Source organism: Streptomyces sp. NBC_00252 (assembly GCF_036187565.1).
Taxonomy (GTDB): domain Bacteria; phylum Actinomycetota; class Actinomycetes; order Streptomycetales; family Streptomycetaceae; genus Streptomyces.
Map to the genome: position 1 here is coordinate 8286088 of NZ_CP108087.1, position 25489 is coordinate 8311576.

The window sequence follows — 25489 nt, forward strand, 5'->3', positions numbered from 1 at the left end:
CCATCTAAGGGTGCCGCACAGGCCGTTTGACGAGGTGGGAGCAGATGGGGCGCACTCAGGACGGTGACCCAGGGTGAGCAAATCACGGCTCGTAGCGGCCGGAAAACGGGCTGGGAGCAGAACGAAGCCCCCGATCACGGGGGAACAACCGGGGGCTTCGCGACTCTGGGCGGCTCCGAACGGCCGCACATTCAGAACGTAAGACCTGTACGGCCCCTGGGTCAAGCCGAGTTGAGGCACTCAAGCAAGTTCGACCGGAAGGGTCTTCACAAGTTCAGCACACTGCGGGCGGTCCGTCACCGTGGGTCACCTCGCGGTCCGGTCCAACCGTCCCGGAAGGCCCGCTGAGCACCTCGTACCCCATGCTCAACTGCCGTACCAGGAAGTCCGCATGGGGGCGCGAAGGGTCTTTGGCGAAGTGTTCTCGCTCCGCCTCGACCCACCCGTCCCAGAAGTCCCGCTGCTCCGCCCCGTCCCTCACCCGCCCCCGCGTCCAGGCCTCCTCACGGGGCAGCTCCATCCACAGCAGCCCCGCGAGGAACGGGCGCACCGCGCGGCGCCCGGCGCCGACGCCCTCGACGAGGACCACCGGCGCGGGCGGCAGCGCGCGGGGCGTCGTGAAGCGGCGGGCGTGCCAGTCGTAGGGGGCGTAGTGCGCGGTCTCGCCGCGGCCGAGCGGGGTGATCACCTGGCTCAGCAGGCGGTCGGTCCAGCCGAACAGTTCGTCGTGGCTGGCGAGGTCGTCCAGGTGCAGGACGGGGGCGCCGCCCAGGGCCTCGGCGAGGCGTCCGGCGAAGGTGGACTTCCCGGACCCCGCGTGTCCGTCGACGCCGACGAGCCGGACCGGGCCGCAGGACGGGAGCAGGAGGCCCAGGCGTTGGGCGAGGTCGTGCATGGCTGGTCCCGGGAGGTCGTGGGGCGGGTGATGCCGCAGGTCGCCGGGCCAGTCTAGGGAGGGGTGACTCCCACCCCAGGTCATACCACTGGTCGATACCAATATTGGTTGGTGTGGCGAGGTTCGAAGTGCTGGCAGCGGGGTGCCCTGTGTGTCCATAGTGGGCGCACAGTCGTCCATTGGAACTGTCCCGAATGGATCAGTCCCGACTCGGAACACCCGGGGGTCTTCCGCCCATGAGCAGAGCCGAACAGCCGTCCCGCAGAACCGTCCTGGCCGCCGCGGTCGCCGCCGCCGTGGTGAGCGGCACGGGCCCGGCGGCCGCCGCGACCGCGCGCGTCACCGACGCCGCCGACTCCGACGGCGCGCCGTCGCGCCTGGTCGACAACCACGCCTGGACCTCGTACACCGACTGGCGCGGCGGCACCGCCCGGGGCACCCGCGCCGTCGCGGGCTCCCGCCCGGGGCTCGCCATCGCCGCCGCCCTCGGCAGCGTCGACTACACGGACCCGCACACCCAGAAGACGGCGGCCTGGGAGTACGCGACCTGGACGTCCCCCGTCCACAAGCTCTCCGTCCCGGCGACGGAGACCATCGCGTCCTGGAACGCGCACACCCCGGCCGGCACCTGGATCCAGGTCGAGCTGCACGGCACGTACTCGGACGGCACGGACACGCCCTGGTACGTGATGGGCCGCTGGGCGGCCGGCGACGACGACATCAAGCGGACCTCGGTCGACGACCAGACGGACGGCAAGTCCACGATCTGGACGGACACCTTCTCGATCGACGACGCGACGACGGGCCTGCGCCTCGCGTCGTACCAGCTCCGCCTGACCCTCTACCGCAAGCCCGGCACCAAGCTCACCCCGGTGGTGTGGCGGCTCGGGGCGATGGGCTCGGACATCCCGGACCGCTTCACCGTCCCGGCCTCGACTCCGGGCCTGGCGCAGGAGTTGATCGTCCCGCGCTACTCGCAGGAGCTTCACGTCGGCCAGTACCCCGAGTACGACAACGGCGGCGAGGCCTGGTGCAGCCCCACCTCCTCGCAGATGATCATCGAGTACTGGGGCGGCCGCCTCACCCCGGAGCAACTCGCCTGGGTGGACCCGTCGTTCGCCGACCCGCAGGTCTGCAACGCGGCCCGCTTCACCTACGACTACCAGTACGAGGGCTGCGGCAACTGGCCGTTCAACGCCGCCTACGCCGCGACGTACAAGGGCCTCCAGGGCGTGGTCACCCGGCTCGGCTCGCTCGGTGACCTGGAGACGCTGATCGCGGCGGGCATCCCGGCCATAACGTCCCAGTCGTTCCTGGCCACGGAACTGACCGGCGCGGGCTACGGCACCTCCGGCCACCTGATGACCGTGATCGGGTTCACGGCGGACGGGGACGTGATCGCCAACGACCCCAACTCGCCCACCGATCCCTCCGTCCGCCGCGTCTACAACCGGCGCGAGTGGGAGAACATCTGGCTGCGTACCAAGCGGTACAACGCATCCGGCAACCTCTCCTCCGGCACCGGCGGCGTCTGCTACCTGTACTTCCCGGCGGAGCCGACCCCCCGCCAGCGCAAGGCCCTCGCGGCGGTGGGCGTCCGCTGACCCCGCGCCGGAGACCGAGGTCCCTGTGACCAAGGTCTCCGGCGCAAAAGCCGACAGGGATGGCAAGGTGGACGAAACGGGGGAGTCCATCGCACATCCGACCTCTGCGAGCCACCATGACCGCACACTCAGCCAGCGCCGCCCGCACCCGTACCCGCACCGGCGGCCCCAGGAGCGACGGCCCGAAGATCGCCGAGCACGTCATGGGCTGGACCCTCGTCGTGGTGATCGCGATGCTCGTGACCCAAATCGGCCTGCTGTGACCTGATCCATACGCGACCTGCCATACTGCGGTTGACCAAGCCCAGTTGGAGAGCCAGAGTCGAAATTGGAAATCAGCGAGCAGCGTGACGTCGGACGTCCTCGGGCGCGCGGTACCGAGCGCTCCCTGGCGCGCCGCGCCGAACTCATCACCATCGGCCGGAAGTTGTTCGCCGACACGTCCTACGACGCGCTGTCCATGGACGACATCGCACGGCAGGCCCATGTCGCCAAAGGGCTGATCTACTACTACTTCCAGTCCAAGCGCGGCTACTACCTGGCGATCATCAACGACTCCGTCGCCGACCTGGTGACCTTCGCGGCGAGCGGTCTCGAACTGCCCCAACTCGACCGCGTACAGCGGACGATGGACAGCTATCTGCGCTGGGCCGAGCACAACCAGGCCGCGTACCGCACCATCGTGAGCGGCGGCGTCGGTTTCGACACCGAGGTGCACGCCATCCGCGACGGGGTGCGCGCGGCGATCGTCGCGACCATCGCCGACGGCGCCTACGGCCGCACCGACATCTCCCGGATCGCCCGCATGGCCCTCTTCGGCTGGGTGTGCAGCGTCGAGGGCGCGACCCTGGAATGGATCAGCACCTCCGACCTCTCCCGCGAGACGATGCGCGAACTCCTCGTGAAGACCCTGGGCGGCACCCTGCGCGCCATCGAGGAACTGGACCCCGCGTACCCGACGCCGAAGCCCGCCCGCCGGGACGGCTGAAACGGCGCTCCTGCGGTGTTCCGGACGACCGGGTTATTCTTGAAGTGAGCGGTCGTTAACTGGTGACGCGAGACCTCCGATCGGGCATACTCACAGCGCAGAGCCGCTGGTCAGCCGCTTCCGAGACCCGGAAGCGGGAGCAGCGGCCGTACCCGCGCGATACCCGGCGGAGCCGCCTCGACCCAAGGCGACGCCCGCCGCCGTGCCCGACAGGGAGGAGAGCGTCGCCATGCCCGACCGCGCCCCGCAGCCGGTGGACCGGCAACTGCCCACGGACGAGGCCCGGGATCTGATCTCGCTGGCCCGCGACATCGCGCAGCGAGAGATCGCCCCGAGGGCGGCCGAGGAAGAGGACGCCGGACACTTCCCGCGCGAGATCTTCACCCTGCTCTCCCGGTCGGGACTGCTCGGCCTCCCGTACGACTCCGAATACGGCGGTGGCGACCAGCCGTACGAGGTCTACCTCCAGGTCCTCGAAGAGCTCGCCGCGGCCCGGCTCACCGTCGGCCTCGGCGTCAGCGTGCACTCGCTCTCCTGCCACGCGCTGGCCAACTACGGCACCAAGCAGCAGCAGGTCGAGCACCTGCCCGCGATGCTCGGCGGCGGCCTGCTCGGCGCCTACTGCCTCTCCGAACCGTCCTCCGGATCCGACGCGGCCTCCCTGCGTACGAAGGCGGTGCGGGATGGCGACGAGTGGGTGATCGACGGCACCAAGGCCTGGATCACGCACGGCGGCATCGCCGACTTCTACACGGTCATGGCCCGCACCGGCGAGGACGGCCCCCACGGGATCAGCGCCTTCCTGGTGCCCGGCGACGCGGCCGACCTCAGTGGCGCGGCCCCGGAGAAGAAGATGGGCATGAAGGGCTCGCCCACCGCCCAGGTCCACTTCGACGGCGTCCGCGTCCCCGACGAGCGCCGCATCGGCGAGGAGGGGCAGGGCTTCGCGATCGCCCTGTCCGCACTGGACTCCGGCCGCCTCGGCATCGCGGCCTGCGCCATCGGCCTGGCCCAGGCGGCACTCGACGAGGCGCTGGCCTACGCGACCGGCCGGCAGCAGTTCGGCCGCCCGATCTCCGACTTCCAGGGCCTGCGCTTCATGCTCGCCGACATGGCCACCCAGATCGAGGCGGGCCGCGCGCTCTACCTCGCGGCGGCCCGGCTGCGCGACGCGGGCCGCCCGTTCGCCAAGCAGGCGGCCATGGCCAAACTCCACTGCACCGACACCGCGATGAAGGCCACCATCGACGCCGTCCAGGTCCTCGGCGGCTACGGCTACACCGCTGACTTCCCGGTCGAGCGCTTCATGCGCGAGGCCAAGGTCCTGCAGATCGTCGAGGGCACCAACCAGATCCAACGGATGGTCATCGCCCGCCACTTGGCCGGTCCGGAGGCCCACCGGGTCGGCTGACGCCCGAGGCCGCGACATCAGGCCTACGCGGGGGAGGGGCCCGCCGCCGCTCACGCGCCGTTGATCCCCTCCGCCCTGATCCACCGGGCGGACCCCGTCGGCGCCGCCGCCAGCCGCGCCCACTCCGGGTCGTGGCGCCCCGGCAGGGTGCGGCCCCGGTCGGCCCAACTGCGCATCAGATCACGGTAGATGGGCGGGTCCTGGGGCTGCGGCGGCGCGGGCGGAACCGATTCTGCCGGTACGGGGACGTAGCTACGGCGCTGATGTCCGGTCGGCGCATAGGTGACGGTCATACCAAGGCAACGTAAAGGCGCGTTGACAGGTCACCGGTGCCTGTAATCGAGCGTGCGTTCACCGGCGTACGGCTCCCGGGTCTGGCTACCGCACGAAACCTGACGTACCGTCACCTCCACTGTCCCCAGGGGAGGTTAGCCGTGGCAGACGACCGTCCCGTGCCTCTCGACGAGTACCCCGTGCATCAGGTGCCCCTGTCGATGAAGCATGTAGCGACCGGCGACCGGAACGCCTACGACCGCTGCATCTTCCACGTCCTCGACCACGAGGGCCGCGCCCTGCTCATCCTCGGCCTCGGCGTCTACCCCAACGTCGGGGTGATCGACGCCTACGCCACCCTCCGCACCGGCGACACCCTCCACGCGGTCCGCGCCTCCGACGCCCTCGGCGACGACCGCATGCACCTCGCGGTCGGTCCCCTGCGCATCGAGGTCGAGGAACCCCTGCGCCGCCTCCGCCTGCGCTGCGAGGACAACTCCCTCTCGTACGACCTCACTTGGACCGCCGAGTTCCCCGCGCTCTGGGAACCCCACCATGTCCAGTACCGGGGCGACCGGCTCACCCTCGAAGGGCGCCGGTTCGTGCAGGCGGGCGGGGTCGAGGGCGTGATCCGCGCCGGTGACGAGGAGTTCCGGGTCTCCCCGGGCGGCTGGACCGGTACGCGGGACCGGAGTTGGGGGGTGCGGCCGATCCCCGGGGAGGAGGGCGGCCGGCTCGCTGAGGACCACCCGACCGAGGGCTTCCACTGGATCTGGTGCCCGGTCCGCTTCGAGGACCGGTTCCTCATGGTCGTCGTCCAGGAGGACGCCGACGGCTACCGCACCCTGAACGACGCGACCGTCGTCCGCCCGGGCCACCGCGACCGCCAACTGGGCTGGCCCCAGGCCGAGATCACCTACCGCCCCGGCACCCGTCACCCCGAGCGCGCCGTCATCCACCTCGGCGACACCCGCAAACCCCAGGAACTCGAGGTCGAGATCCTGACCTCTTCACCGTTGGCGATCGGCGCCGGCTACCCACCCGCGGACGACTGGCAGCACGGCACGTGGCGCGGCCGCGCCTGGTCCGACACCCGTACCTACGACCTCACCCGGCCCACGCCCCTGGCCGCCTACGGGGTCACCGACCACGCCGCCCGCTTCCGCCTCGACGGCCGCCCGGGCCACGGCATCTTCGAACACGGCACCTTCGGCCGCCACGACCCGAGCGGCTTCACCGGCTTCGACTCGGTTGCGCCGCAGGGAAGTTGAGGGGGCTTCACGGCGGCGCGGCACGGGTTCCGGGGTGGTACCTCGGCGGCGTGGGAGGGAGCCGAGGCGGCATCTCGGGGGTGCCGGAAGTGAGCCGGGGTGGCAAGGAGGGAGCGCCGGGAGGGGGAGAGGTGGCGTCGCGGCGGCAAGGCAAAGGGGATGAGGGATCTGTCTCGGCGGCAGCGCCGGGGAGTCGGGGCTGCGTCTCCGGCGCCAGCGCGAGGGGGTCGGGGCGGCTTCTCGGGGGTGCCGGAAGGGGGCCGAGGTGGCAACGAGGCAGCGTCGGAGCGGGGTCGAGATGGCATCGCGGCAGCAATGCAAGGGAGCCAGGACTCTTTCCCGGGGGGCAGCACGAGGGAGTCAGGGCTGCGTATCCGGCGGCAGTGCAATGAGCCCGGGCTGCATGTCCGGCAGGAACGCATGGGAGCCGAAGCGGCATTTCGGCTGCGACGCAAGGGAGTTGAGAGGACATGGCGACAGCACCTCGCCCCCGCACCACCACCCGCGACCCCGAGGAGCTCGCCCATCGGCTCACCGTCTGGCTCGGTGCGCGGCTGCCCGGTGCCAAGGCTGTCGACGTCAGGATTCCCGGGTCGAACGGTATGTCCAGTGAGACCCTGTTGTTCGACATCGAGCATCCTGAACCCCCGCTCCGTGCCTGCGCGTTGAGGCTCGCTGCCGACCCGGCGGCGTACACCGTGTTCCCGGTCTACGACATCCCGCGCCAGTTCCGGACCATGCGGCTGGTCGCCGAGCGGACCGAGCTGCCGGTGCCGGGCGTGCGGTGGCTGGAGGAGGACCCGGGACCGCTGGGCGCGCCGTTCTTCGTCATGGAGCGTGCCGAGGGGCGGGTGCCGCCGGACGTCATGCCCTATACGTACGAGGGCAATTGGCTGCACGCGGCGACCGGCGCGGAGCGGGAACACCTGGAGGCAGCTTCCGTCGCGCTCATCGCTCGCCTGCACGATCAAGTCCCGGTGACCGAGGCCGAGTTCCTCACTCTTCCGGGTGATGGCGACGCCCTGACGCGTCACGTCGCATCCCAACGGGCGTACTACGCATGGGTGGTTGACGGCCTCGCCCGCTCACCCCTCATGGAGAGCGCCTTCGACCGGCTCACCGACCTCTGGCCGGCCGACCCCGCCGAACCGGTCCTCAACTGGGGCGACGCCCGCATCGGGAACGTCGTCTACGACGGGTTCGACCCCGTCGCCGTCCTCGACTGGGAGATGGCGGCCCTGGCCCCGCGCGAGGTGGACCTCGGCTGGACCGTGTACCTGCACCGCTTCTTCCAGGACCTGACGGTCGCCTTCGGCCAGCCGGGGCTGCCGGAGTTCTTCCGCCGGGACCGGGTGGAGGCGCGGTACGCCGAACTCACCGGTCACACCCCGCGCGACATGGAGTTCTACACCCTGTACGCGGCCCTGCGGCACGCGATCGTGATGCTCCGTATCGCCTACCGGCAGGTGCACTTCGGCGAGGCGGCCGTCCCGGCGGACCCGGACACACTGATCCTGCACCACGACAGCCTGCGAGCCATGGTGCAGGGCAGCTACTGGGGTTGAGCGAGCGCGCTCAGGCGGCGCGGCGCAGCTCCGGCACGCGCATCGGGCGCGAGCTGGGACCGCCGACGTGCGAGAAGGGCTGCGTCCGCCAGTCGAGGCCCTGAGGGAGCGTCAACAGCAGTGCGGTGTCCTGCTCCTGGGGCTCAGCGGACTCGTCGGCGGAGCGGGCGTCGGCCGCCTCACGGCCCGTACCGGCGCAGACCGTCAGCCCGAACGGGTTCCACGGCGAGGCACACAGCGCGTGCTCCGGCAGGACCTCCTCGTCGGCGAGGAGCGCGATGGGCTGCACGCAGTCCGGGCAGATCACCCGGTACATCTCGAAGGTGTCGTACACATCGAGGTCGTCGGAGTCGAAGCCGTCCGCTTCGACGCCCTCCGGCTCGGGCTCGACAACGAGTTGCGGCCGCTTGGGCGCGGTGCGTCCAGGGCGCTTGAGACTCTGCATGGGTTTCTCCCCCTACTGGGCTGGGCCGTGAAGGCGCTGCGGCCTCGACCACAGCAAGCACTTCCCGTCCCGTCTCCGCGGTAATCACGAGACCATCACGGAGACCGCTCAAGACCTGTGGCGTTCGTCACATGCCGCCCGCAGGTGCCCGGTGCGGCGGTTTTGTCCCCAGCCGTCTCACCGGCCCCTCCCGGTCACATCACGAACCGGGTATGACCTGCGCCGCTGAGGTATCGGTGGAGATCAGACGCACTGTAGGTTCTTGCGTCATGGAGGAGCTGGACCGACAAATCGTGCAGCTGCTCGTCAAGGACGGGCGGATGAGCTACACAGACCTGGGCAAGGCCACGGGCCTGTCCACGTCGGCCGTGCACCAGCGGGTGCGGCGGCTGGAGCAGCGGGGCGTCATCCGCGGATACGCGGCGGTCGTCGACCCGGAGGCGGTGGGGCTGCCCATGACCGCCTTCATCTCGGTGAAACCGTTCGACCCCAGCGCCCCCGACGACATCGCGGACCGGCTCTCCGACGTCCCCGAGATCGAGGCCTGCCACAGCGTCGCGGGCGACGAGAACTACATCCTCAAGGTGCGGGTCGCCACCCCGCACGAACTGGAGGAACTGCTGGCCAGGCTGCGCGGCCTGGCGGGCGTCTCGACGCGGACCACGGTGGTGCTGTCGACGCCGTACGAGGCGCGTCCGCCCCGCATCTGACCGACCTGGGTTCGGGGCGGTGCCGGTGAGGCGCGAGACTGTTCCCCATGAGTGAGCGCACCCCCGAGCCGTCGACCGTCCTGCTCCGCCGCGGCGAAGTCCACAGTCCCGCCGATCCCTTCGCGACCGCGATGGTCGTGGAGCGCGGCCAGGTCGCCTGGGTCGGCTCCGAGGGCGCCGCCGACGCGTTCGCCGACGGCGTCGACGAGGTGGTCGACCTGGACGGCGGTCTTGTCACCCCGGCGTTCACCGACGCACACGTCCACACCACGGCCACCGGCCTCGCGCTCACCGGCCTCGACCTGTCCGACGCGCCGTCCCTGGAGGCGGCCCTGTCCCTGGTCCGGGACTTCGCCGCCGCCCGCCCGGCCGACCGCGTCCTGCTCGGCCACGGCTGGGACGCCGCCCGCTGGCCCGGTGGCCGGCCGCCGACCCGCGCCGAACTCGACACGGCGACCGGCGGACGCCCGCTCTACCTCTCCCGCATCGACGTCCACTCCGCGGTCGTCACCTCCGCCCTGCTCGACCTCGTCCCCGGCCTCGACGCACCCGACGGCCCCCTCACCGCCGACGCCCACCACGCCGTCCGCTCCACCGCGCTCGCCGCCATCACGCCGGCACAGCGCATCGAGGCCCAGCGCACCGCCCTCGCCCGCGCGGCCTCCCTGGGCGTCGGCTCGGTCCACGAGTGCGCGGGCCCGGACATCTCCTCCGAGGACGACTTCACCGGCCTGCTGAAGCTCGCCGCCGAGGAGTTGGGCCCGCGCGTCGTCGGCTACTGGGCCGAGCAGGACGTCGAGAAGGCGCGGGAGCTGGGCGCCGTAGGAGCGGCGGGGGACCTCTTCGTGGACGGGGCGCTCGGGTCGCACACCGCGTGTCTGGAGCAGCCGTACGCCGACGCCGGGCACGGGGGCATCGCCTACCTCGACGTGGACGCCGTCGCCGCGCATGTCGTCGCCTGTACCGAGGCGGGGCTCCAGGCGGGCTTCCACGCCATCGGGGACGCCGCGGTGACCGCCGTGGTCGAGGGCATCCGGGCCGCCGCCGAGAAGGTCGGCCTGCCCCGCGTCCGCGCCGCCCGTCATCGCGTGGAACATGCCGAGATGCTCACCCCGGAGACGATCGCCGCCTTCGCCGAGCTGGGGCTGACGGCTTCCGTGCAGCCCGCCTTCGACGCGCTGTGGGGCGGCGAGGACGGCATGTACGCCCAGCGGCTCGGCGTGGAGCGGGCGCGTGCCCTGAACCCCTTCGCGGCCCTGCTGCGGGCCGGGGTGCCGCTCGCCTTCGGCTCCGACAGCCCGGTCACCCCGATCGACCCGTGGGGCACGGTCCGCGCCGCCGCGTTCCACCGGACGGCTGAACATCGCGTCTCGGTCCGGGCCGCGTTCACCGCGCATACGCGGGGCGGCTGGCGAGCCGTAGGACGGGACGACGCGGGTGTTCTGGTCCCGGGCGCGCCCGCCGACTACGCCGTCTGGCGGACCGACGCCCTGGTCGTGCAGGCGCCCGACGACCGGGTCGCGCGCTGGTCGACCGACCCGCGCTCCGGCACACCCGGACTGCCCGACCTGACCCCGGGCGGCGAACTCCCCGTCTGCCTGCGCACGGTCGTGGGCGGACGGACGGTGTTCGTACGGCCGGGCGAGTGATCTCCCGGGGTGGCGCGCCCCCGATCCACGGCCGCCGCTCCGTCGCGCGACCTGCGCATCCTCCGCCCTGACCAGCCGGTTGAGGGGGAAAGGCCAGGTCAAACGACTGTTGACAGGCGGGCGCAGGGGGCCGGTAGGTTCGTCCGAGTCCACCACCGGACGCCCGACCGGGGAACCTCCGAGCACTCGTCGGAGCGCCGCTGGGTCAGGGTCGGTGCCGCACCGGGCACCGTCACTGGGAGCCAGGCTCAGCGCTCGCGCCACGGCGAGGGAACGTTCCGGCCGGTCGGCTGGTGTGACCCGGGTGGGGCCCGGACGTCCAGTAGACAACGGCCTTGGTCGACCCGCAGCCGGCGGGTCCCAGGTCGGCCCGAAGGGCGCCGGGCCCCCATCCGCAGTAAGCGGGTGCCAAAATGGGCATCCTTACCCCGTTCTTGTCGAATCGACACCACCGTACGAACGGCGTGGCACGTCATCCCAGGCCGCGGCCACTATGGTGGACGCCTGCGTACGGACATGAAGGGGCAGCAGTGAACGACGGCGACGGAGCCCTCGCGGCACAGGCCCAGGGGCGGAAGTTCGGCCCGCTCGGCACGGCCTTGGTGATCATCCCGACCTACAACGAGGCGGAGAACATCAAGTCCATCGTCGGTCGGGTGCGGCAGTCGGTCCCCGAGGCACATGTCCTCGTGGCCGACGACAACAGCCCCGACGGCACCGGCAAGCTTGCCGACGAGCTGGCGGCCGAGGACGAACAGGTCCAGGTGCTGCACCGCAAGGGCAAGGAAGGCCTCGGCGCCGCGTACCTCGCGGGCTTCCACTGGGGCATCGACAACGGCTACGGCGTCCTCATCGAGATGGACGCGGATGGCTCCCACCAGCCCGAGGAGCTGCCCCGGCTGCTCACCGCGCTCAAGGGCGCCGACCTGGTGCTCGGCTCCCGCTGGGTGCCCGGCGGCCGGGTGGTGAACTGGCCGAAGTCCCGCGAGTTCATCTCCCGCGGCGGCAGCCTCTACTCGCGCGTGGCCCTCGACCTGCCGCTGCGCGACATCACCGGCGGCTACCGCGCCTTCCGCCGCGAGACCCTCGAAGGCCTCGGCCTGGACGACGTGGCCTCCCAGGGCTACTGCTTCCAGGTGGACCTGGCCCGCCGTGCCGTCAAGGCCGGCTACCACGTCGTCGAGGTCCCCATCACCTTCGTGGAGCGCGAACTCGGCGACTCCAAGATGAGCCGCGACATCCTCGTCGAGGCGCTGTGGCGGGTCACCACCTGGGGCGTGGGCGAGCGCGTCGGCAAACTCCGCGGTCGTGCCAACCCCGGAGGAAAGCCCTCACAGCCGTAGCCCAGGGACGTCACAGGCCTCGTTGATCGTCCGCTTATCCCGCACTGAGCCGGGCCCAGGCACACTGGACGTATGACGACTGGCGCACCCACCCCTTCCTCCGCCGCCCGGCCTCCGCGTTCCCGGCTGCGTACGTTCCTGCCGTTGGGCATCGCCGTGTGGCTGGTGCTGGAGATCTGGCTGCTGACCCTGGTCGCGGGTGCGTCGAGCGGTCTTGCGGTCTTCCTGCTGCTGCTCGCCGGGTTCGTGCTCGGTGCCGTGGTGATCAAGCGGGCGGGCCGCCGGGCCTTCCAGAACCTGAGCCAGGCCGTGCAGCAGGGCACCGCCCCGGCCAGCGGCGGTGGCAGCGGCCTGATGATGCTGGGCGGCCTGCTGCTGATGATCCCCGGGCTGATCTCGGACGCCCTGGGCCTGCTCCTGCTGATCCCGCCGGTCCAGAAGGCGCTGGCGCGCTACGCGGAGCGCGTGGTCGAGCGGAAGCTCGGCAGGGTCACCCCCGGCACCCTCGGAGACGCCTTCCAGCAGGCCCGTATGCACCGCCCGGACGGCAAGGTCGTCCAGGGCGAGGTCATCCGGGACGAGCCGGGCAGCGAGACCCCGCAGGGCCCGCGTCCGCCGCTCACCCGCTGACCCGGTCGCGGACAGGCAAAAGCGCGGGCGCCGTACAGATTCGTACGGCGCCCGCGCTTACTTGCTTCGTGCTTGTGCGGTAGAACCGCTCCGCACCTTCAGGACTAGGCCGACTTGCGGCTGTCCCTCGGGTGAACCGCGATATTCATCGCGCCGGAACGGAGAACGGCAAGACGCTCCTCGAGGACCTCTTCGAGTTCCTCGCGGGTGCGCCGCTCCATCAGCATGTCCCAGTGGGTACGCGCGGGCTTGGCCTTCTTTTCCTCAGGGCCGTCGCCGTCGACCAGGAGTGCCTGGGCCCCGCAGACCTTGCACTCCCACTCCGGCGGGATCTCCGCCTCGACCGAGAAGGGCATCTCAAAGCGATGTCCCTTCTCGCATGCGTACTCCACGGCCTGGCGGGGTGCCAGGTCGATACCGCGGTCCGTCTCGTAGCTGGTCACCACGAGGCGCGTGCCGCGAAGAGCTCGCTCACTCATGAATCGTGCCTCCCGGGCTTGTCGCCCACAGGACAGGTGTCGCTGTCGTCGTCATCCGGTCAACGTCCGGTCGGCGGTAAAGATTCCCGTACGGGGTCATGCGTCGCCGTCGTAGCCGCCCCTTGTTGTACCCACCAGCGCCCGGTTTGTCACATCTACTAGCAGATGTCACCTAGCGATTCGTCATCTTTGACGCGCAGTAACGGTACGCCAGGCAGGCCAAACGCGTACACTACCGCCCTTTCGCCTCCAGCGCTAAATCCTCTCGGGAAGAGGATTGCCCGCGTCGCTGATCGCCCGCGCCACGGGAACCCGCGCGAGCAGCACGAATCCCACCACGAAGAAGACCACCAGGGAGATGATCGCGTCCCGATAACTTCCGGTCAGCTGGTAGGTCACCCCGAACAGAAGGGGTCCCAGCCAGCTCATGCCCCGATCGCTCATCTCGTACGCGGAGAAGTACTCGGCCTCTTTCCCCGGCGGCACCAGATGGGAGAACAGGGACCGGGACAGCGCCTGGCTGCCGCCCAGGACCAGGCCGATCCCGGCGGCCAGCACGAAGAACCAGACGGGCGCGCCGGCGGGCAGGAAGTACCCGGCGGCCAGCGTCACCGTCCATGCGATCAGCGAGCCGAGAATCGTCCGCTTGGCCCCGTACGTCCGGGCGAGTCGCCCCATGCCGAGCGCGCCCGCCACCGCGAGCACCTGGACCATCAGGACGGCCGTGATGAGCGTGGACTGACTCAGGCCCAGTTCCTCGGAGCCGTACACGGACGCCTGGGAGATCACCGTCTGGATGCCGTCGTTGTAGATCAGATAGGCGAACAGGAAGGACAGCGTGAGCGGTTTGCCGCGCATGTCCCGGACGGTCGCCGCGAGCTGCCGCCAGCCCTGCGCCGTCGGCGCCTCGGACGGCGCACGGCCGCGGTCGCGCAGCCGTTTCAGCGGTACGAGGGTGAAGGCGCCCCACCAGATGCCCGCCGAGGCGAGACAGATGCGGACTGCCATCGACTCGGAGAGGCCGAAGGAGTCGTGGGCGGTGTACAGGATCAGGTTCAGGACGAGGACCAGGGAGCCCGCCGCGTAGCCGAAGGCCCAGCCCCGGGAGGAGACCGCGTCGCGCTCCTCCGGAGGGGCGATCTGCGGAAGGTAGGAGTTGTAGACGACCATCGAGACGGCCACCGACGAGTTGGCGACGATCAGCAGGAAGCCGCCGAGCAGATACCGGTCGCCGTCCAGGAAGAACAGGCCCGTGGTGGCGGCCGCGCCCACATAGGCGGCGAGCGCCAGGAGGGGCTTCTTGCGGCCCGTGCGGTCGGCCGCGGCGCCCGCCAGGGGCATGACCAGGATCGACACGATGACCGACGCGGAGACGCTGTAGGCGAAGAAGGAGCCCGCCCGGACCGGTATCCCCAGGGGATGCACGAAGCCGTCCGGGTCCGCGGCGGACTTCGCGACCGAGGTCAGATACGGGCCCAGGAACACGGTGAGCACGCTCGTCGAGTAGACGGAGCAGGCCCAGTCGTAGAAGTACCAGCCGCGCTGTTCGCGCCGCCGTTCGGCGGCCTCGTCGGCCGGCTGTGACCGCAGGGTGTCGGTACCCACCCGTGCCCTCGCTTCCCCGTGAACGCTCGACCCCGGCGCTCAGGCCCAGACGCCCCGCTCCACCATGACCTCGCGCAGTGTGTCGATGTGATCGGTCATGATGCCATCCACGCCCAGGTCCAGAAGCCGGTGCATGCGATCGGCCTCGTTGATGGTCCACACGTGGACCTGCACACCACGCGCGTGTGCCGCTCGCACGAAGCTCCGGTCGACCACCGGGACGCCCGACTGCTCCTCGGGCACCTGGGCGGCGACCGCCGAGCGGCGCACCGGAAGGGGAGCGCCCCAGGACCGCAGCCGCAGGTTCAGCACCCCGCGCGTACCGAACGACGTGGCCAGGCGCGGCCCGGCCAGGTGCTGGGCGCGGACCACCCGCTTCTCGGAGAAGGACCCTACGAGGACGCGGTTCCAGGAGTCGGTGCGCTCCAGGAGGTCCAGGAGGGGGCGGAGTGCCGGCTCCGCCTTGATGTCGACGTTCCAGCGCACCTCGGGGAAGGTCTCCAGCAACTCCTCGAAGAGGGGCACCGGTTCCTTGCCCGCCACGCGCGCGTGGCTCACGTCCGACCAGAACAGGTCCGCGATCCGCCCGGCGCCGTCGGTGACCCGGTCCAGGGTCTCGTCGTGGAAGGCGACGAGCTTTCCGTCCGCCGTGGCGTGGACGTCGGTCTCGATGTACCGGTAGCCCAGCTCGACCGCGCGGCGGAACTGGAACACGGTGTTCTCCAGGCCGTCCGCCGCGCCGCCCCGGTGGGCGAAGGGGATCGGGCCGGGGTGGTCGAGGTAGGGATGACGTATGAGCGTGGTCACCGGGGCAGTATGGCCGGTTCCGGTGACCCGGTGGCTACGACCGTGCTGCCGCCGGATGCCGGCGGGGCGGCGAACACGCGCAGGAACAGCTGGGCGAGCGGGCCGATCGCCAGGGCGTACAGCAGGGTGCCGATGCCGACGGTGCCGCCCAGCGCGAAGCCGGTGGCCACGACCGCGACCTCGATCGCCGTCCGGATCAGTCGGATGGACCGGCCGGTGCGCTGGTGCAGCCCGGTCATCAGGCCGTCGCGCGGGCCGGGGCCGAAGCTCGCGGAGATGTAGAGCCCGGTGGCGACCCCGTTGAGGACGATGCCCGCCAGCAGCAGCGGAATCCGTACGGCCAGGCCGTGCACGTCGGGCAGCAGCGCGAGCGTGCCGTCCATGGCCAGGCCGACCACGAACACGTTGGAGACCGTGCCGAGGCCCGGGCGCTGGCGCAGCGGGATCCACAGGAGCAGCACCGCCGCGCCCACGATGATCGAGACGACGCCGATCGTCAGGCCGGTGAGTTCGGCGAGGCCCTGGTGCAGCACGTTCCAGGGTTCGAGGCCCAGGCCCGAGGCCACCAGGAGCGCCGAACTGGCGCCGTAGAGCGCGAGTCCGACGTAGAGCTGGACCAACCGTCGCCCGAGACGGTTCCGCGTGGACAAAGGGTGCCCCCTGGTGGTGGTAGTGGCCTGACGCATGTCACTCTGTGGCTTGAGAACGCAGGCCATCCATGGCCAATTCCGGGAAGGTGGACTGGTTTCCATGGCGCAGTGGACCTCGGCGATGGGCGCCGCGCAGCTGGCCCGGCTGCTCAACTCCCAGCAGGACCGCCCGGCCGGGCCCGGCACCCGCCGCCCGCCCGCCTACCGGGCGCTCGCGGACGGCATCCGGCTGCTCGTGCTGGAGGGGCGCGTCCCCGTGGCCGCCCGGCTGCCCGCCGAACGGGAACTGGCCCTCGCGCTGTCCGTCAGCCGCACCACCGTGGCCGCCGCCTACGAGGCGCTGCGCACCGAGGGGTTCCTGGAGTCCCGGCGCGGAGCCGGGAGTTGGACGGCCGTACCCGCCGGAAATCCGCTCCCCGCGCGCGGGTTGGAGCCGTTGCCCCCGGAGGCGCTCGGTTCCGTGATCGACCTCGGCTGCGCCTCGCTGCCCGCGCCCGAGCCGTGGCTCACCCGGGCCGTGCAGGGCGCCCTGGAGGAGCTGCCGCCGTACGCCCACACGCACGGCGACTACCCGGCCGGGCTGCCCGCGCTGCGCGCGATGATCGCCGAGCGGTACACCCTGCGCGGGATCCCGACGATGCCCGAGCAGATCATGGTCACGACCGGCGCGATGGGCGCCATCGACGCCATCTGCCATCTCTTCGCGGGGCGCGGCGAGCGGGTCGCCGTCGAGTCGCCGTCCTACGCCAACATCCTCCAGCTGATGCGCGAGGCGGGTGCCCGGCTGGTGCCCGTGGCGATGGCTGACGGGCTCTCCGGCTGGGACATGGACCGCTGGCGGCAGGTGCTGCGGGACGCGGCGCCCCGGCTCGCGTACGTCGTCGCCGACTTCCACAACCCGACCGGCGCCCTCGCCGGTGACGACCAGCGCCGCCAGCTCGTGGACGCGGCCCGCTCGGCGGGCACCGTGCTGGTCGCCGACGAGACGATGACCGAGCTGTGGCTGGACGAGGGCGTCGACATGCCCAGGCCCGTCTGCGGCTTCGACCCGGCCGGCTCGACGGTGATCACCGTCGGCTCGGCCAGCAAGGCCTTCTGGGCGGGCATGCGCATCGGCTGGGTCCGCGCGGCCCCCGACGTCATCCGCAGCCTGGTCGCCGCCCGCGCCTACGCCGACCTCGGCACCCCCGTGCTGGAGCAGCTCGCGGTCAACTGGCTGTTCAGCACCGGCGGTTGGGAGCAGGCGGTCGACATCCGGCGCGCCCAGGCCCGCGAGAACCGGGACGCATTGGTCGGCGCGCTGCGGCGGCACCTGCCCGACTGGGAGTTCGAGGTGCCCCGGGGCGGGCTCACGCTCTGGGTGCGTACCGGCGGACTGTCGGGCTCACGGCTCGCCGAGATGGGGGAGCGGGTGGGGCTGCGGGTCCCGTCCGGGCCGCGCTTCGGCGTCGACGGCGCCTTCGAGGGGTATGTGCGGCTGCCGTTCACCGTGGGCGGCGCGGTGGCCGAGGAGGCGGCGGTACGACTGGCCGCGGCGGCCCGGCTGGTGGAGAACGGCGTCACCGGGGGCGGCGAATCGCCGCGCACGTTCGTGGCGTAGACGCGTCCCCGGACGCCCGGTTCCGGTGCGGGCGGGCGACTCCCGGCCGCCCGCACCGCAACCGTGCTTCTACGAAGTCTCCGCCACGGCTGCCTCCACCACCGCTTCCGTCGTCATCGTCTCCTCCGCGTCCGCCGGTGTCGTGCGCGGCGGGAGCAGGGCCAGGACGGCCTGGCGGTGCGCGTCGTTCGTCGCGTCGTCGTACGGGTCCGGGGTGGCCGGCACCTGGAGCCGGTGGACCGGGCCGCCGCCCAGGCGGGCGTAACCGCGGCCCGGGGGCACCTGGGCGACCGGCGTGGTGTGCGGGGGAGCGCCGAGCACCGCCTCCAACTGCCCGGCGGTGGCCGGGCCGAGGACGACACGCGCGCGTGTGTGCTGTCGTACGGCATCGCTGAGGGTGTCCGCGCTGTCGAACTGCTCGGCCACCACCACCGTCACGTTGGCCGCGCGGCCGTGCCGCAGGGGGACCTGGAGCAGGGACTGCGGGTCCTGGAGGCCGTCGGCCTGGGCGACGTGGGCGAAGGCGCTCGGGCGGTCCTGGAGGATCCACAGGGGGCGCCTGGTGTCGTCCGGTGCCGGGTGGCCCGACTGGCGGGCGCGGTTGGCCGCGATCAGCCGGCGCTCGGTCTCCTGCGCGGCCCACTCCAGGCTGGCCAGCGCGCCGGTCAGCCCGCACTCGACCGCGAGGACGCCGTCCCGGCCGGTGAGGCACGCGTACTCGCCGGTGCCGCCGCCCTCGACGATCAGGACGTCGCCGTACTGGAGCGCCTGAAGGGCGATCGAGCGCAGCAGGGTGGAGGTGCCGCTGCCGGGCTGGCCCATGACCAGGAGGTTCGGCTCGGTGGAGCGGATGCCGGTGCGCCAGACGACCGGCGGGACATCACGCTGTTCCTCACCGTGGGTGAGGGGGAGCGTGCGGTGGACCTGGGACGGGTCGGTGAAGCCGAGGACGGTCTCGCCGGGTGCGGTGACGAAGCGCTGGGCGGCGATGTCGGTGGGGAGCGGGGCGAGCACACCGATCGTGAGCTGGTTGCCCTCCTCGTCCCACACGAAGTGGTACTCCCGGCCGCGGCCCGACTTCGCGGTGAGCAGCTGCTCGATCCGCGCGCGGGAGTCGGCCTCGCCGTCGGTGAAGTAGGCCGGATAGCGGACGACCAGATGGGAGATCCGGCCCGCGCCGTCGAACTCGTAGGCGGGGAACGCCTTCTCCCAGTCGCCGCCGTGGGCGAACAGGGGCGCCGGGTCCTCGGCGGCCGAGAAGTAGGGGACCAGCGCCTCGTAGAGGGACTGCAGGCGCTGGGTCTGGGACTCGTCGGGCCCTTCGGGCGCCGGCGTGGTGCGGTCCCGGCCGTGCCATGCCGCCGCCGCCATCAGGATGATGGCGGCGAGCAGCGGGCCGTACGGGACCAGTGCCACGACCAGGATCACCGAGGCCACCAGGAAGAACAGCGGCCCGCGCTTGTCCTTCGGGGTGTCGGCCCATCTGCGCCGCCCGGCGGATGCCAGCCGGCGCAGACCCCGGGTGATCGTGATCAGCGGATGGAGGACATCGGTGGCGCTGTCGGCCGCCGTCCGGGCCAGCTCCCGGCTCCGGGCGATCTGGGCGGTGCCGTTGCTCAGGATGCGGGGGAGGGGGCGCCGAGCCACTGCTGTCTCCTGAAGGTGCGTACGGGTGGGTGCGTCAGAACTTGATGCCGCCGAGGAGGCTCGCCAGGCTCTCGCCGCCGGCCTTGATGCTCGGCGCGATGGCCGTGCTGGCCATGTAGAAGCCGAAGAGTGCGGCCACCAGGGCGTGGGAGGCCTTGAGTCCGTCCTTCTTGAAGAAGAGGAAGACGATGATGCCGAGAAGGACGACGCCTGACATGGACAGGATCATTTGAGCTCTCCTGGTTCGTGGGGACAGTCACCATGAGTTCTTCCAGGATCACAGGATGTATCCATACGATAAAAGGTGCAACTGGGTGAATTTCGGCCGATTTCCCTCGGATGGCGGAGCGCATTCGGGCCGTCTGAGCAGGGGTCTCACCTGTGTCGGGCCCATTGGTGATCTTTGCCGCGGAGGGGGCCGGTCATGTGTCGGCGGAGCCAGTACGCTGGCGATTCACCCGTACTAGTGAGAGGCGGTCAGGCCGATGAGCGAAGCCCCCGACCCCGAGGTCGTGGAGTTCGCGACCAAGATCTTCGATCTGGCCCGCCAGGGCGGGACCGAGACGCTGGTCGCCTACGTGGACGCGGGCGTCCCGGCCAACCTCACGAACGACCGCGGTGACTCCCTGGTGATGCTCGCCGCCTACCACGGGCACGCCGATGCTGTACGGGCCTTGCTGACCCGGGGCGCCGAGGCCGACCGGATCAACGACCGGGGGCAGACCCCGCTCGCCGGTGCCGTCTTCAAGGGCGAGCAAGAGGTGATCGAGGTGCTCCTGGAGGCCGGTGCCGATCCGGCCGCGGGCACCCCTTCGGCGGTCGACACGGCTCGGATGTTCGGCAAGGCCGACCTGCTGGAGCTGTTCGGCGCGCACTGACCCACGGCCCGCCGCCGGCGAAGACGGGCCTGCTGACCAGGTACGACAAGGAAAACGGGGGAAAACGGGGGAAGGCAGCACCGGGCCGCCCGAAATTTCGGTCGCGGCATCGAGAACCGCCGGGTCATCATGACGTCGTGATTTACGGACGCGATGGCTGGGCAGGTGTTGCCGCACCGCGCGGGCCGTAGTTGCGGCCCGCATGGGCCACCTACGAGAGGCAGAGGAAAATGGTCTACAGCAAGCAGGAAACGGCGGGCGCCCCGACGTGTTGTCACGCGGCCAGGTAGTGCACGTCCCCCGGTTGCGTCGACGCTTGATGTGAGGCTGTTTCCCATGTTCGATCCGGTCATAGCGCCCAGCGGTACGCTGCTCGGCCTGCTTCAGCGGGGCCGCGGCGACGGCACACTGCACGCGCTCACCGCACCCCGTGCCGAGGCACTCGCGGCACTGAACCACTGTGTGCTGCGCGACCCCCGCCACGACTGGCAGGTGGAGAACCGCTCCCTGTACTACGCCCGTCTGTACCTCGATCTGAACGGCGACCTGGACGCCGTCGAGGCCCACCTCTTCGACACCGAGGACGTCCTCGACACCGAGGAGTCCCGCACCGGCCTCGCGCTCGCGGTCCTCGGCCATCTCGCCTCCTACGGCCGGCGGGACGCGCTCGACCTGCTCCGCAGATACGCGGCCACCGGCAGCAACTGGGCCTGGGCCCTGGACGAGCTGGCACTCCGGGACGACGACGCGGGCCTGCGCGCCCTCGCCGCCCCCGTGCTGGCCCGTTTCCCTGCCGACCCCGAGGGCGAGGCCGAACTCGTCACCGTCGTGCGCGACGCCTTCGAACCCCGGCCCTGGCGGCTATGGGCCGAGGACTCACGCGAAGCGATCGCCACGCGCGTGCGTGCCGCCCAGGAAGCCGGCTGTTTCGACCGCTGGCAACGCCAGATGCGACCTACCGGGCCCCGTCCCGGGTGGAGCGTCCGAGCGGTGTTCGAATGGGCCCAACAGGGCCTCGAACGCGGCGCCGCGCTGCATGTCCCCGCCGCCCGCTGCCTCACCGCCGTGGCCGGCCCCGAGGACCGGCCCGAGATCGTCGAGGCCGCCAAGGACGGCGACGAGGGAGCCCGCTGCACCGCCCTGAGGTACCTCGCCGACAGCAATGATCCTGAAGCCCTCCAACTGATCGAACGCGCGGTGGCCACCGGCTCGGCACCCGTCGTGGAGGCCGCCGTCGACGCATTCGAACGGATGCGCTCCGTGGCCGCCGTCGACCGGGCCCGCGGCTGGGCCCGTCGCCCCGACCCGCTCGGCGCCGCCGCCGGCCGGATGCTCGCCTGCCGGGGCGGAGCCCAGGACAGCGACCTCGTCCTCGGCGCCCTCAGAGAGGCCGTCATGGGCGAAGGACCCGACGCCCCCACCCTGTGGACCCTCGTCGACGGAGCGGGACGCCTCGGCATCGCCTGCGCGGCACCCGTCCTGCGCCATGTGTACCGGGAGACCGCCTCGTCCCATCTCCGCGGCCGGGCCGCCCGGGCACTGGCCGCGACCGACCCCTCCTACGCCGCCGGATTCGCCGTCGAGTGCCTCTGGGACTGCGAGGAGACCACCCGCGAGATCGCCGCACGGCACGCCGAGACCGGCGACGCCCGCGTCGTGGAACAGCTCCGCAGGCTCGCCGCCGACCCGGCCGAGGAAGCGGAGGTCCAGACCGCCGTACGCAGCCGGATCGGGCCGGACGCCCCCGCAGTGTGAACGTGGGATGACCCGCGGGTCAGACGGGTATGGCCGCCGTCTGACCTGCTCGGGTGCGCAGTGCAACGCTCATGGGACGTTCACCGTTCGCATAGATCCACGTTGACGCGGCCACGTCCAGTGCGGCGACAACACGGGTATGCGTGTCGTCATCGTGACCGAATCCTTTCCCCCCGATGTGAACGGCGTGGCCCACTGCGCGCTCCAGACCGCCCGGCACCTCGTGGATCGCGGTCATCATCCGCTCGTCGTCGCGCCGGCCACCTCGGCCGGTAGTGGGCCCGACGCCCAGTCGCCGTGCCCCGTCATCCGTGTCCCCTCCCTACCGCTCCCGGGCTACCCCCAGGTTCGTGTCGCCCTCCCCAGCCGACGCGTCGCCGCCGCCATCACCGAGCACCGCGCCGACATCGTGCACCTGGCCAGCCCGTTCATCCTCGGCGTCCGCGGCATGGCCGCCGCCGCGCGGCTCGGCATCCCCGCCGTGGCCGTCTACCAGACCGACCTGGCCGGATACGCCCGTACGTACGTCGGCGCCGGCGAGGCCACCGCCTGGCGGCGCATCCGCTCCGTGCACGCCGCCGCCGACCGCACCCTCGCGCCCTCCAGCGCGGCCCTGAGCGACCTGGAGGCGCACGGAGTGCCCCGGGTCCGGCTGTGGCCGCGCGGCGTCGACACCGAGCGTTTCCGCCCCGAGTACCGGGACGAGGCACTGCGCCGCGAACTCGCCCCGAACGGCGAACTGCTCGTCGGCTACGTCGGCCGCCTCGCCCCCGAGAAGCAGATCGAGCTCCTCGCCGGAACCTGCGGCCTCAAGGGCGTCCGGGTCGTGATCGTCGGCGACGGGCCCAGCAGACCCCACCTCGACGAGGCGCTGTCGGGCGCGGTCTTCCTCGGCCGGCGTACCGGTGACGAGCTCGCCCGTATCTTCGCCTCGTTGGACATATTCGTGCACACCGGACCTTTTGAGACCTTCTGTCAGACCGTCCAGGAAGCCATGGCCAGCGGCGTCCCCGTCGTCGCGCCCGCCGCGGGCGGCCCGCTGGACCTGGTAGCCCACGGGCGCACCGGGTTCCTCTTCCCGCCGCGCGACGAGGCCGCCGTCACGGACGCCGTGCGGACCCTGGCCGCCGATCCCGCACTGCGGGCCGAGTACGGCACCGCCGCGCGGGCCATGGTCGAGGGCCGCACCTGGGCGGCCGTCGGCGACCAGCTGATCGCGCACTACGGCGACATCCTCGCCGGGCGCAGGACGGCGGTGGCGGCATGAACACCGCCTCCCTGCGCATCGTCCGGCTCGCCAACTTCGTGGCCCCCGCCTCCGGGGGGCTGCGCACCGCCCTGCGCGAGCTGGGCAAGGGCTTCAAGGAGGCCGGGCACGACCCGGTCCTCATCGTCCCCGGCGAGCGCCACACCGACCGCGAGACCGAGCAGGGCCGCGTCATCACCCTGCCCGGACCGCTGCTGCCCGGCACCGGCGGCTACCGCGTCCTCGCCGACAAGCGGCGGGTGGCCGGCCTGCTGGAACACCTCGCCCCCGACCGCCTGGAGGTCTCCGACCGCACGACCCTGCGCTGGACCGGCAAATGGGCCAGGCGGGCCCGCGTCCCCGCCGTGATGGTGTCCCACGAGACCGCCGACGGTGTCCTGCGCACCTGGGGCCTGTCGGAGAACATGTCCCGGCGCACCGCCGACGCCCTCAACGTCCGTACGGCGCACACCTACGCGCGCGTGGTGTGCACCACCGAGTTCGCCGAGCGGGAATTCGTCCGCATCGGCGCCCGCAATGTCGTACGGGCTCCGCTGGGCGTCGACCTGGTGGGGCGCAGTCCGGCGCTGCGGGACCCGGTGGTGCGCGCGGAGTACGCGCGCGTGGACCAGGTCCTGCTGGTGACGTGCACCAGGCTCTCCGTGGAGAAGAAGCCCGGCACGGCGCTCGACGCCCTGGAGGCGCTGGTACGGCGCGGGCGGCCGGCCGTCCTGGTGGTCGCCGGGGACGGGCCGCTGCGGGCCCGGCTCGAACAGCGGGCGCGGGAGCGGGGGTTGCCGGTCACCTTCCTCGGGCACGTCTCCGACCGGCGGCTGCTCGGCGCGCTCCAGGCCTCCGCGGACGTGTGCCTGGCGCCCGGTCCCGCCGAGACCTTCGGGCTCGCCGCGCTGGAGGCCATGGCCTGCGGCACGCCCGTCGTGGCCAGCGCCTCGTCCGCACTGCCCGAGGTCATCGGCTCCGCGGGCGCCACGGCCGCGGACAACGGGCGGGCCTTCGCGGACGCCGTCGACATGCTCCTCGAACGCCCCGAGGGGGAGCGCCGCGAGATCGCACGCGCGCGTGCCGAGTGTTTCGGCTGGCACACGGCGGTTGACGCGTTCCTGTCCGCCCACGACGCGGATGTTCCGGTACGACGCTACGTGCCCGGAGGCGTGGCATGAGAACGGTCCGTTTCGTCGCCCTCGGTGATTCGCTCACCGAGGGCGTGGGCGACCCCGTCGGCGAGGCATGGCGCGGTTGGGCCGCGCTGCTCGCCGGCGGTCTCGCCGAACAGCCGGAAGGGTCCGTGGAGTTCACGAACCTGGCGGTCAGCGGGGCACAGACCCGGGACGTCCTGGAACGGCAGACCCCGGCCGGGCTCGCCCTGGACCCGGACGTCGTGTCCGTCGTCATAGGCGTCAACGACACCCTGCGCTGCACCTTCGACATCCAGGCCGTCGCCGCCCGCCTCGACGAGGTCTACGCCGCCTTCACGGCGCGGGGCGCGGTCCTGCTCACGGCCTGTCTGCCCGACCCGGGCGCGATGCTCGGCCTCCCGGGCGCACTGGCCCGCCCGCTCGCCCGCCGCCAACGGGCCGTCAACGCCGTGGTGCACGCCCTCTCCGAGCGTTACGGGGCGGTGCATCTGCACGCGGCGGAGGGCGAGTGGATCATGGGCCGCGAGATCTGGAGCGCGGACCGGCTGCACCCCAGCGAGCGAGGTCATCGCCAACTGGCCCTGCGCTTCCACGCGTTGCTCACCCAGGAGGGCGTGGCCTCGGGGGCCGCGCCGTCGCCCGAGCCCGAGTTCCCCGTCCCCACCAGGTCGGCCAGCCTGCTGTGGCTGGCGACGGCGGGCACCGGATGGGTCGCCCGCCGCTGCACCGACCTGCTGCCGCAACTCCTGAGGCTGGCCGCCGACGAGATGCGCCACCGCGCGCGGGGCACCAGCGCGCGCCTCGACCTGAGCGCGTCCCACGCCGTGTCGATGGCGCTGGCCTCCCTGTCGGTGCAACAGGAGCAACCGGACGCCGCCTAG

The 25489-nt window shown here is 71.8% G+C and carries 25 protein-coding genes; 16 read left to right on the plus strand and 9 right to left on the minus strand.

What is annotated here, in order from left to right; translation table 11 throughout:
• Positions 1-274: 274 nt before the first annotated feature.
• On the minus strand, positions 275-895 hold the full coding sequence (locus tag OHT77_RS36830; protein WP_328832682.1) for a uridine kinase family protein: 621 nt from the start codon (positions 893-895) through the stop codon (positions 275-277).
• 236 nt (positions 896-1131) lie between these two features.
• Here OHT77_RS36830 and OHT77_RS36835 point away from each other — a divergent pair, with 236 nt between their 5' ends.
• From OHT77_RS36835 to OHT77_RS36850, 4 genes are all read left to right on the plus strand, one after another.
• Positions 1132-2499 carry a peptidase C39 family protein gene (locus tag OHT77_RS36835; protein ID WP_328832683.1) on the plus strand — a complete coding sequence of 456 codons (1368 nt, stop codon included), beginning with the start codon at positions 1132-1134 and terminating at the stop codon, positions 2497-2499.
• Positions 2500-2615: 116 nt separating this feature from the next.
• Positions 2616-2762 (plus strand): SCO1431 family membrane protein, encoded by a 147-nt coding sequence (locus OHT77_RS36840; RefSeq protein WP_328832684.1) that lies wholly within the window; start codon positions 2616-2618, stop codon positions 2760-2762.
• A gap of 65 nt (positions 2763-2827) precedes the next feature.
• Positions 2828-3487: a TetR/AcrR family transcriptional regulator gene (locus tag OHT77_RS36845; protein ID WP_328832685.1), complete on the plus strand. Its 660-nt coding sequence runs from the start codon at positions 2828-2830 to the stop codon at positions 3485-3487.
• 229 nt (positions 3488-3716) lie between these two features.
• A complete protein-coding gene (locus OHT77_RS36850) occupies positions 3717-4898 on the plus strand; it encodes an acyl-CoA dehydrogenase family protein (protein ID WP_328832686.1) in 1182 nt (393 codons plus the stop codon).
• A 50-nt stretch (positions 4899-4948) separates the two neighbouring features.
• Here the strand turns inward: OHT77_RS36850 and OHT77_RS36855 are convergent, their stop codons facing one another.
• The gene (locus OHT77_RS36855) at positions 4949-5191 is read right to left on the minus strand and encodes a hypothetical protein (RefSeq protein ID WP_328832687.1); all 243 of its coding nucleotides are present in this window, start codon (positions 5189-5191) and stop codon (positions 4949-4951) included.
• 141 nt (positions 5192-5332) lie between these two features.
• Here OHT77_RS36855 and OHT77_RS36860 point away from each other — a divergent pair, with 141 nt between their 5' ends.
• Complete coding sequence (locus OHT77_RS36860; RefSeq protein WP_328832688.1) at positions 5333-6442, plus strand: hypothetical protein; 1110 nt, start codon at positions 5333-5335, stop codon at positions 6440-6442.
• Positions 6443-6912: 470 nt separating this feature from the next.
• On the plus strand, positions 6913-8007 hold the full coding sequence (locus tag OHT77_RS36865; RefSeq protein ID WP_328832689.1) for a phosphotransferase family protein: 1095 nt from the start codon (positions 6913-6915) through the stop codon (positions 8005-8007).
• 10 nt (positions 8008-8017) lie between these two features.
• Here the strand turns inward: OHT77_RS36865 and OHT77_RS36870 are convergent, their stop codons facing one another.
• Positions 8018-8452 (minus strand): hypothetical protein, encoded by a 435-nt coding sequence (locus OHT77_RS36870; protein ID WP_266766882.1) that lies wholly within the window; start codon positions 8450-8452, stop codon positions 8018-8020.
• 269 nt (positions 8453-8721) lie between these two features.
• On the opposite strand from OHT77_RS36870, the gene OHT77_RS36875 reads away from it, so the two are divergent.
• From OHT77_RS36875 to fxsA, 4 genes are all read left to right on the plus strand, one after another.
• On the plus strand, positions 8722-9162 hold the full coding sequence (locus OHT77_RS36875) for an Lrp/AsnC family transcriptional regulator (RefSeq protein ID WP_266766881.1): 441 nt from the start codon (positions 8722-8724) through the stop codon (positions 9160-9162).
• 47 nt (positions 9163-9209) lie between these two features.
• Positions 9210-10811, plus strand: coding sequence for an amidohydrolase (locus OHT77_RS36880; protein WP_328832690.1), 1602 nt, complete (start codon positions 9210-9212; stop codon positions 10809-10811).
• Positions 10812-11341: 530 nt separating this feature from the next.
• Positions 11342-12154: a polyprenol monophosphomannose synthase gene (locus OHT77_RS36885; RefSeq protein ID WP_328832691.1), complete on the plus strand. Its 813-nt coding sequence runs from the start codon at positions 11342-11344 to the stop codon at positions 12152-12154.
• A gap of 72 nt (positions 12155-12226) precedes the next feature.
• A complete protein-coding gene (fxsA, locus tag OHT77_RS36890) occupies positions 12227-12784 on the plus strand; it encodes an FxsA family membrane protein (protein WP_328832692.1) in 558 nt (185 codons plus the stop codon).
• A 104-nt stretch (positions 12785-12888) separates the two neighbouring features.
• On the opposite strand, the gene OHT77_RS36895 is transcribed toward fxsA, so the two are convergent.
• From OHT77_RS36895 to yczE, 4 genes are all read right to left on the minus strand, one after another.
• The gene (locus OHT77_RS36895; protein ID WP_003977404.1) at positions 12889-13263 is read right to left on the minus strand and encodes an RNA polymerase-binding protein RbpA; all 375 of its coding nucleotides are present in this window, start codon (positions 13261-13263) and stop codon (positions 12889-12891) included.
• Positions 13264-13518: 255 nt separating this feature from the next.
• On the minus strand, positions 13519-14868 hold the full coding sequence (locus OHT77_RS36900) for an MFS transporter (RefSeq protein ID WP_328832693.1): 1350 nt from the start codon (positions 14866-14868) through the stop codon (positions 13519-13521).
• Between the two features lie 39 nt (positions 14869-14907).
• On the minus strand, positions 14908-15675 hold the full coding sequence (locus OHT77_RS36905; RefSeq protein WP_328832694.1) for a glycerophosphodiester phosphodiesterase: 768 nt from the start codon (positions 15673-15675) through the stop codon (positions 14908-14910).
• Positions 15672-16361: a membrane protein YczE gene (gene yczE / locus OHT77_RS36910; RefSeq protein WP_328832695.1), complete on the minus strand. Its 690-nt coding sequence runs from the start codon at positions 16359-16361 to the stop codon at positions 15672-15674. Before yczE ends, OHT77_RS36905 begins: the two co-directional genes overlap by 4 nt.
• Before the next feature lie 64 nt (positions 16362-16425).
• Between yczE and OHT77_RS36915 the strand changes: the two genes are divergently transcribed.
• Positions 16426-17925 carry an SCO1417 family MocR-like transcription factor gene (locus OHT77_RS36915; RefSeq protein ID WP_328832696.1) on the plus strand — a complete coding sequence of 500 codons (1500 nt, stop codon included), beginning with the start codon at positions 16426-16428 and terminating at the stop codon, positions 17923-17925.
• A gap of 69 nt (positions 17926-17994) precedes the next feature.
• Here OHT77_RS36915 and OHT77_RS36920 read toward each other — a convergent pair whose 3' ends face one another.
• The gene (locus tag OHT77_RS36920) at positions 17995-19572 is read right to left on the minus strand and encodes a hypothetical protein (protein WP_328832697.1); all 1578 of its coding nucleotides are present in this window, start codon (positions 19570-19572) and stop codon (positions 17995-17997) included.
• A 34-nt stretch (positions 19573-19606) separates the two neighbouring features.
• Positions 19607-19801, minus strand: coding sequence for a hypothetical protein (locus tag OHT77_RS36925; RefSeq protein WP_019059657.1), 195 nt, complete (start codon positions 19799-19801; stop codon positions 19607-19609).
• Between the two features lie 256 nt (positions 19802-20057).
• Here OHT77_RS36925 and OHT77_RS36930 point away from each other — a divergent pair, with 256 nt between their 5' ends.
• From OHT77_RS36930 to OHT77_RS36950, 5 genes are all read left to right on the plus strand, one after another.
• Positions 20058-20450, plus strand: a complete 393-nt coding sequence (locus OHT77_RS36930; protein ID WP_266766872.1) for an ankyrin repeat domain-containing protein — start codon at positions 20058-20060, stop codon at positions 20448-20450.
• 336 nt (positions 20451-20786) lie between these two features.
• Positions 20787-22205, plus strand: a complete 1419-nt coding sequence (locus OHT77_RS36935) for a HEAT repeat domain-containing protein (protein WP_266766871.1) — start codon at positions 20787-20789, stop codon at positions 22203-22205.
• Between the two features lie 139 nt (positions 22206-22344).
• The gene (locus tag OHT77_RS36940; protein WP_328832698.1) at positions 22345-23472 is read left to right on the plus strand and encodes a glycosyltransferase family 4 protein; all 1128 of its coding nucleotides are present in this window, start codon (positions 22345-22347) and stop codon (positions 23470-23472) included.
• Positions 23469-24632, plus strand: coding sequence for a glycosyltransferase (locus OHT77_RS36945; RefSeq protein WP_328832699.1), 1164 nt, complete (start codon positions 23469-23471; stop codon positions 24630-24632). Before OHT77_RS36940 ends, OHT77_RS36945 begins: the two co-directional genes overlap by 4 nt.
• Positions 24629-25489, plus strand: a complete 861-nt coding sequence (locus OHT77_RS36950; RefSeq protein WP_328832700.1) for an SGNH/GDSL hydrolase family protein — start codon at positions 24629-24631, stop codon at positions 25487-25489. The genes OHT77_RS36945 and OHT77_RS36950 overlap by 4 nt, the downstream gene beginning before the upstream one ends.

Bases quoted from the DNA above. Each gene is read 5' to 3' on its own strand.
- OHT77_RS36830 (WP_328832682.1), bottom strand. From the start codon at position 895: ATGCACGACCTCGCCCAACGCCTGGGCCTCCTGCTCCCGTCCTGCGGC.
- OHT77_RS36835 (WP_328832683.1), top strand. From the start codon at position 1,132: ATGAGCAGAGCCGAACAGCCGTCCCGCAGAACCGTCCTGGCCGCCGCG.
- OHT77_RS36840 (WP_328832684.1), top strand. From the start codon at position 2,616: ATGACCGCACACTCAGCCAGCGCCGCCCGCACCCGTACCCGCACCGGC.
- OHT77_RS36850 (WP_328832686.1), top strand. From the start codon at position 3,717: ATGCCCGACCGCGCCCCGCAGCCGGTGGACCGGCAACTGCCCACGGAC.
- OHT77_RS36855 (WP_328832687.1), bottom strand. From the start codon at position 5,191: ATGACCGTCACCTATGCGCCGACCGGACATCAGCGCCGTAGCTACGTC.
- OHT77_RS36865 (WP_328832689.1), top strand. From the start codon at position 6,913: ATGGCGACAGCACCTCGCCCCCGCACCACCACCCGCGACCCCGAGGAG.
- OHT77_RS36870 (WP_266766882.1), bottom strand. From the start codon at position 8,452: ATGCAGAGTCTCAAGCGCCCTGGACGCACCGCGCCCAAGCGGCCGCAA.
- OHT77_RS36875 (WP_266766881.1), top strand. From the start codon at position 8,722: ATGGAGGAGCTGGACCGACAAATCGTGCAGCTGCTCGTCAAGGACGGG.
- OHT77_RS36880 (WP_328832690.1), top strand. From the start codon at position 9,210: ATGAGTGAGCGCACCCCCGAGCCGTCGACCGTCCTGCTCCGCCGCGGC.
- fxsA (WP_328832692.1), top strand. From the start codon at position 12,227: ATGACGACTGGCGCACCCACCCCTTCCTCCGCCGCCCGGCCTCCGCGT.
- OHT77_RS36895 (WP_003977404.1), bottom strand. From the start codon at position 13,263: ATGAGTGAGCGAGCTCTTCGCGGCACGCGCCTCGTGGTGACCAGCTAC.
- yczE (WP_328832695.1), bottom strand. From the start codon at position 16,361: ATGCGTCAGGCCACTACCACCACCAGGGGGCACCCTTTGTCCACGCGG.
- OHT77_RS36915 (WP_328832696.1), top strand. From the start codon at position 16,426: ATGGCGCAGTGGACCTCGGCGATGGGCGCCGCGCAGCTGGCCCGGCTG.
- OHT77_RS36925 (WP_019059657.1), bottom strand. From the start codon at position 19,801: ATGATCCTGTCCATGTCAGGCGTCGTCCTTCTCGGCATCATCGTCTTC.
- OHT77_RS36930 (WP_266766872.1), top strand. From the start codon at position 20,058: ATGAGCGAAGCCCCCGACCCCGAGGTCGTGGAGTTCGCGACCAAGATC.
- OHT77_RS36935 (WP_266766871.1), top strand. From the start codon at position 20,787: ATGTTCGATCCGGTCATAGCGCCCAGCGGTACGCTGCTCGGCCTGCTT.
- OHT77_RS36940 (WP_328832698.1), top strand. From the start codon at position 22,345: ATGCGTGTCGTCATCGTGACCGAATCCTTTCCCCCCGATGTGAACGGC.
- OHT77_RS36945 (WP_328832699.1), top strand. From the start codon at position 23,469: ATGAACACCGCCTCCCTGCGCATCGTCCGGCTCGCCAACTTCGTGGCC.
- OHT77_RS36950 (WP_328832700.1), top strand. From the start codon at position 24,629: ATGAGAACGGTCCGTTTCGTCGCCCTCGGTGATTCGCTCACCGAGGGC.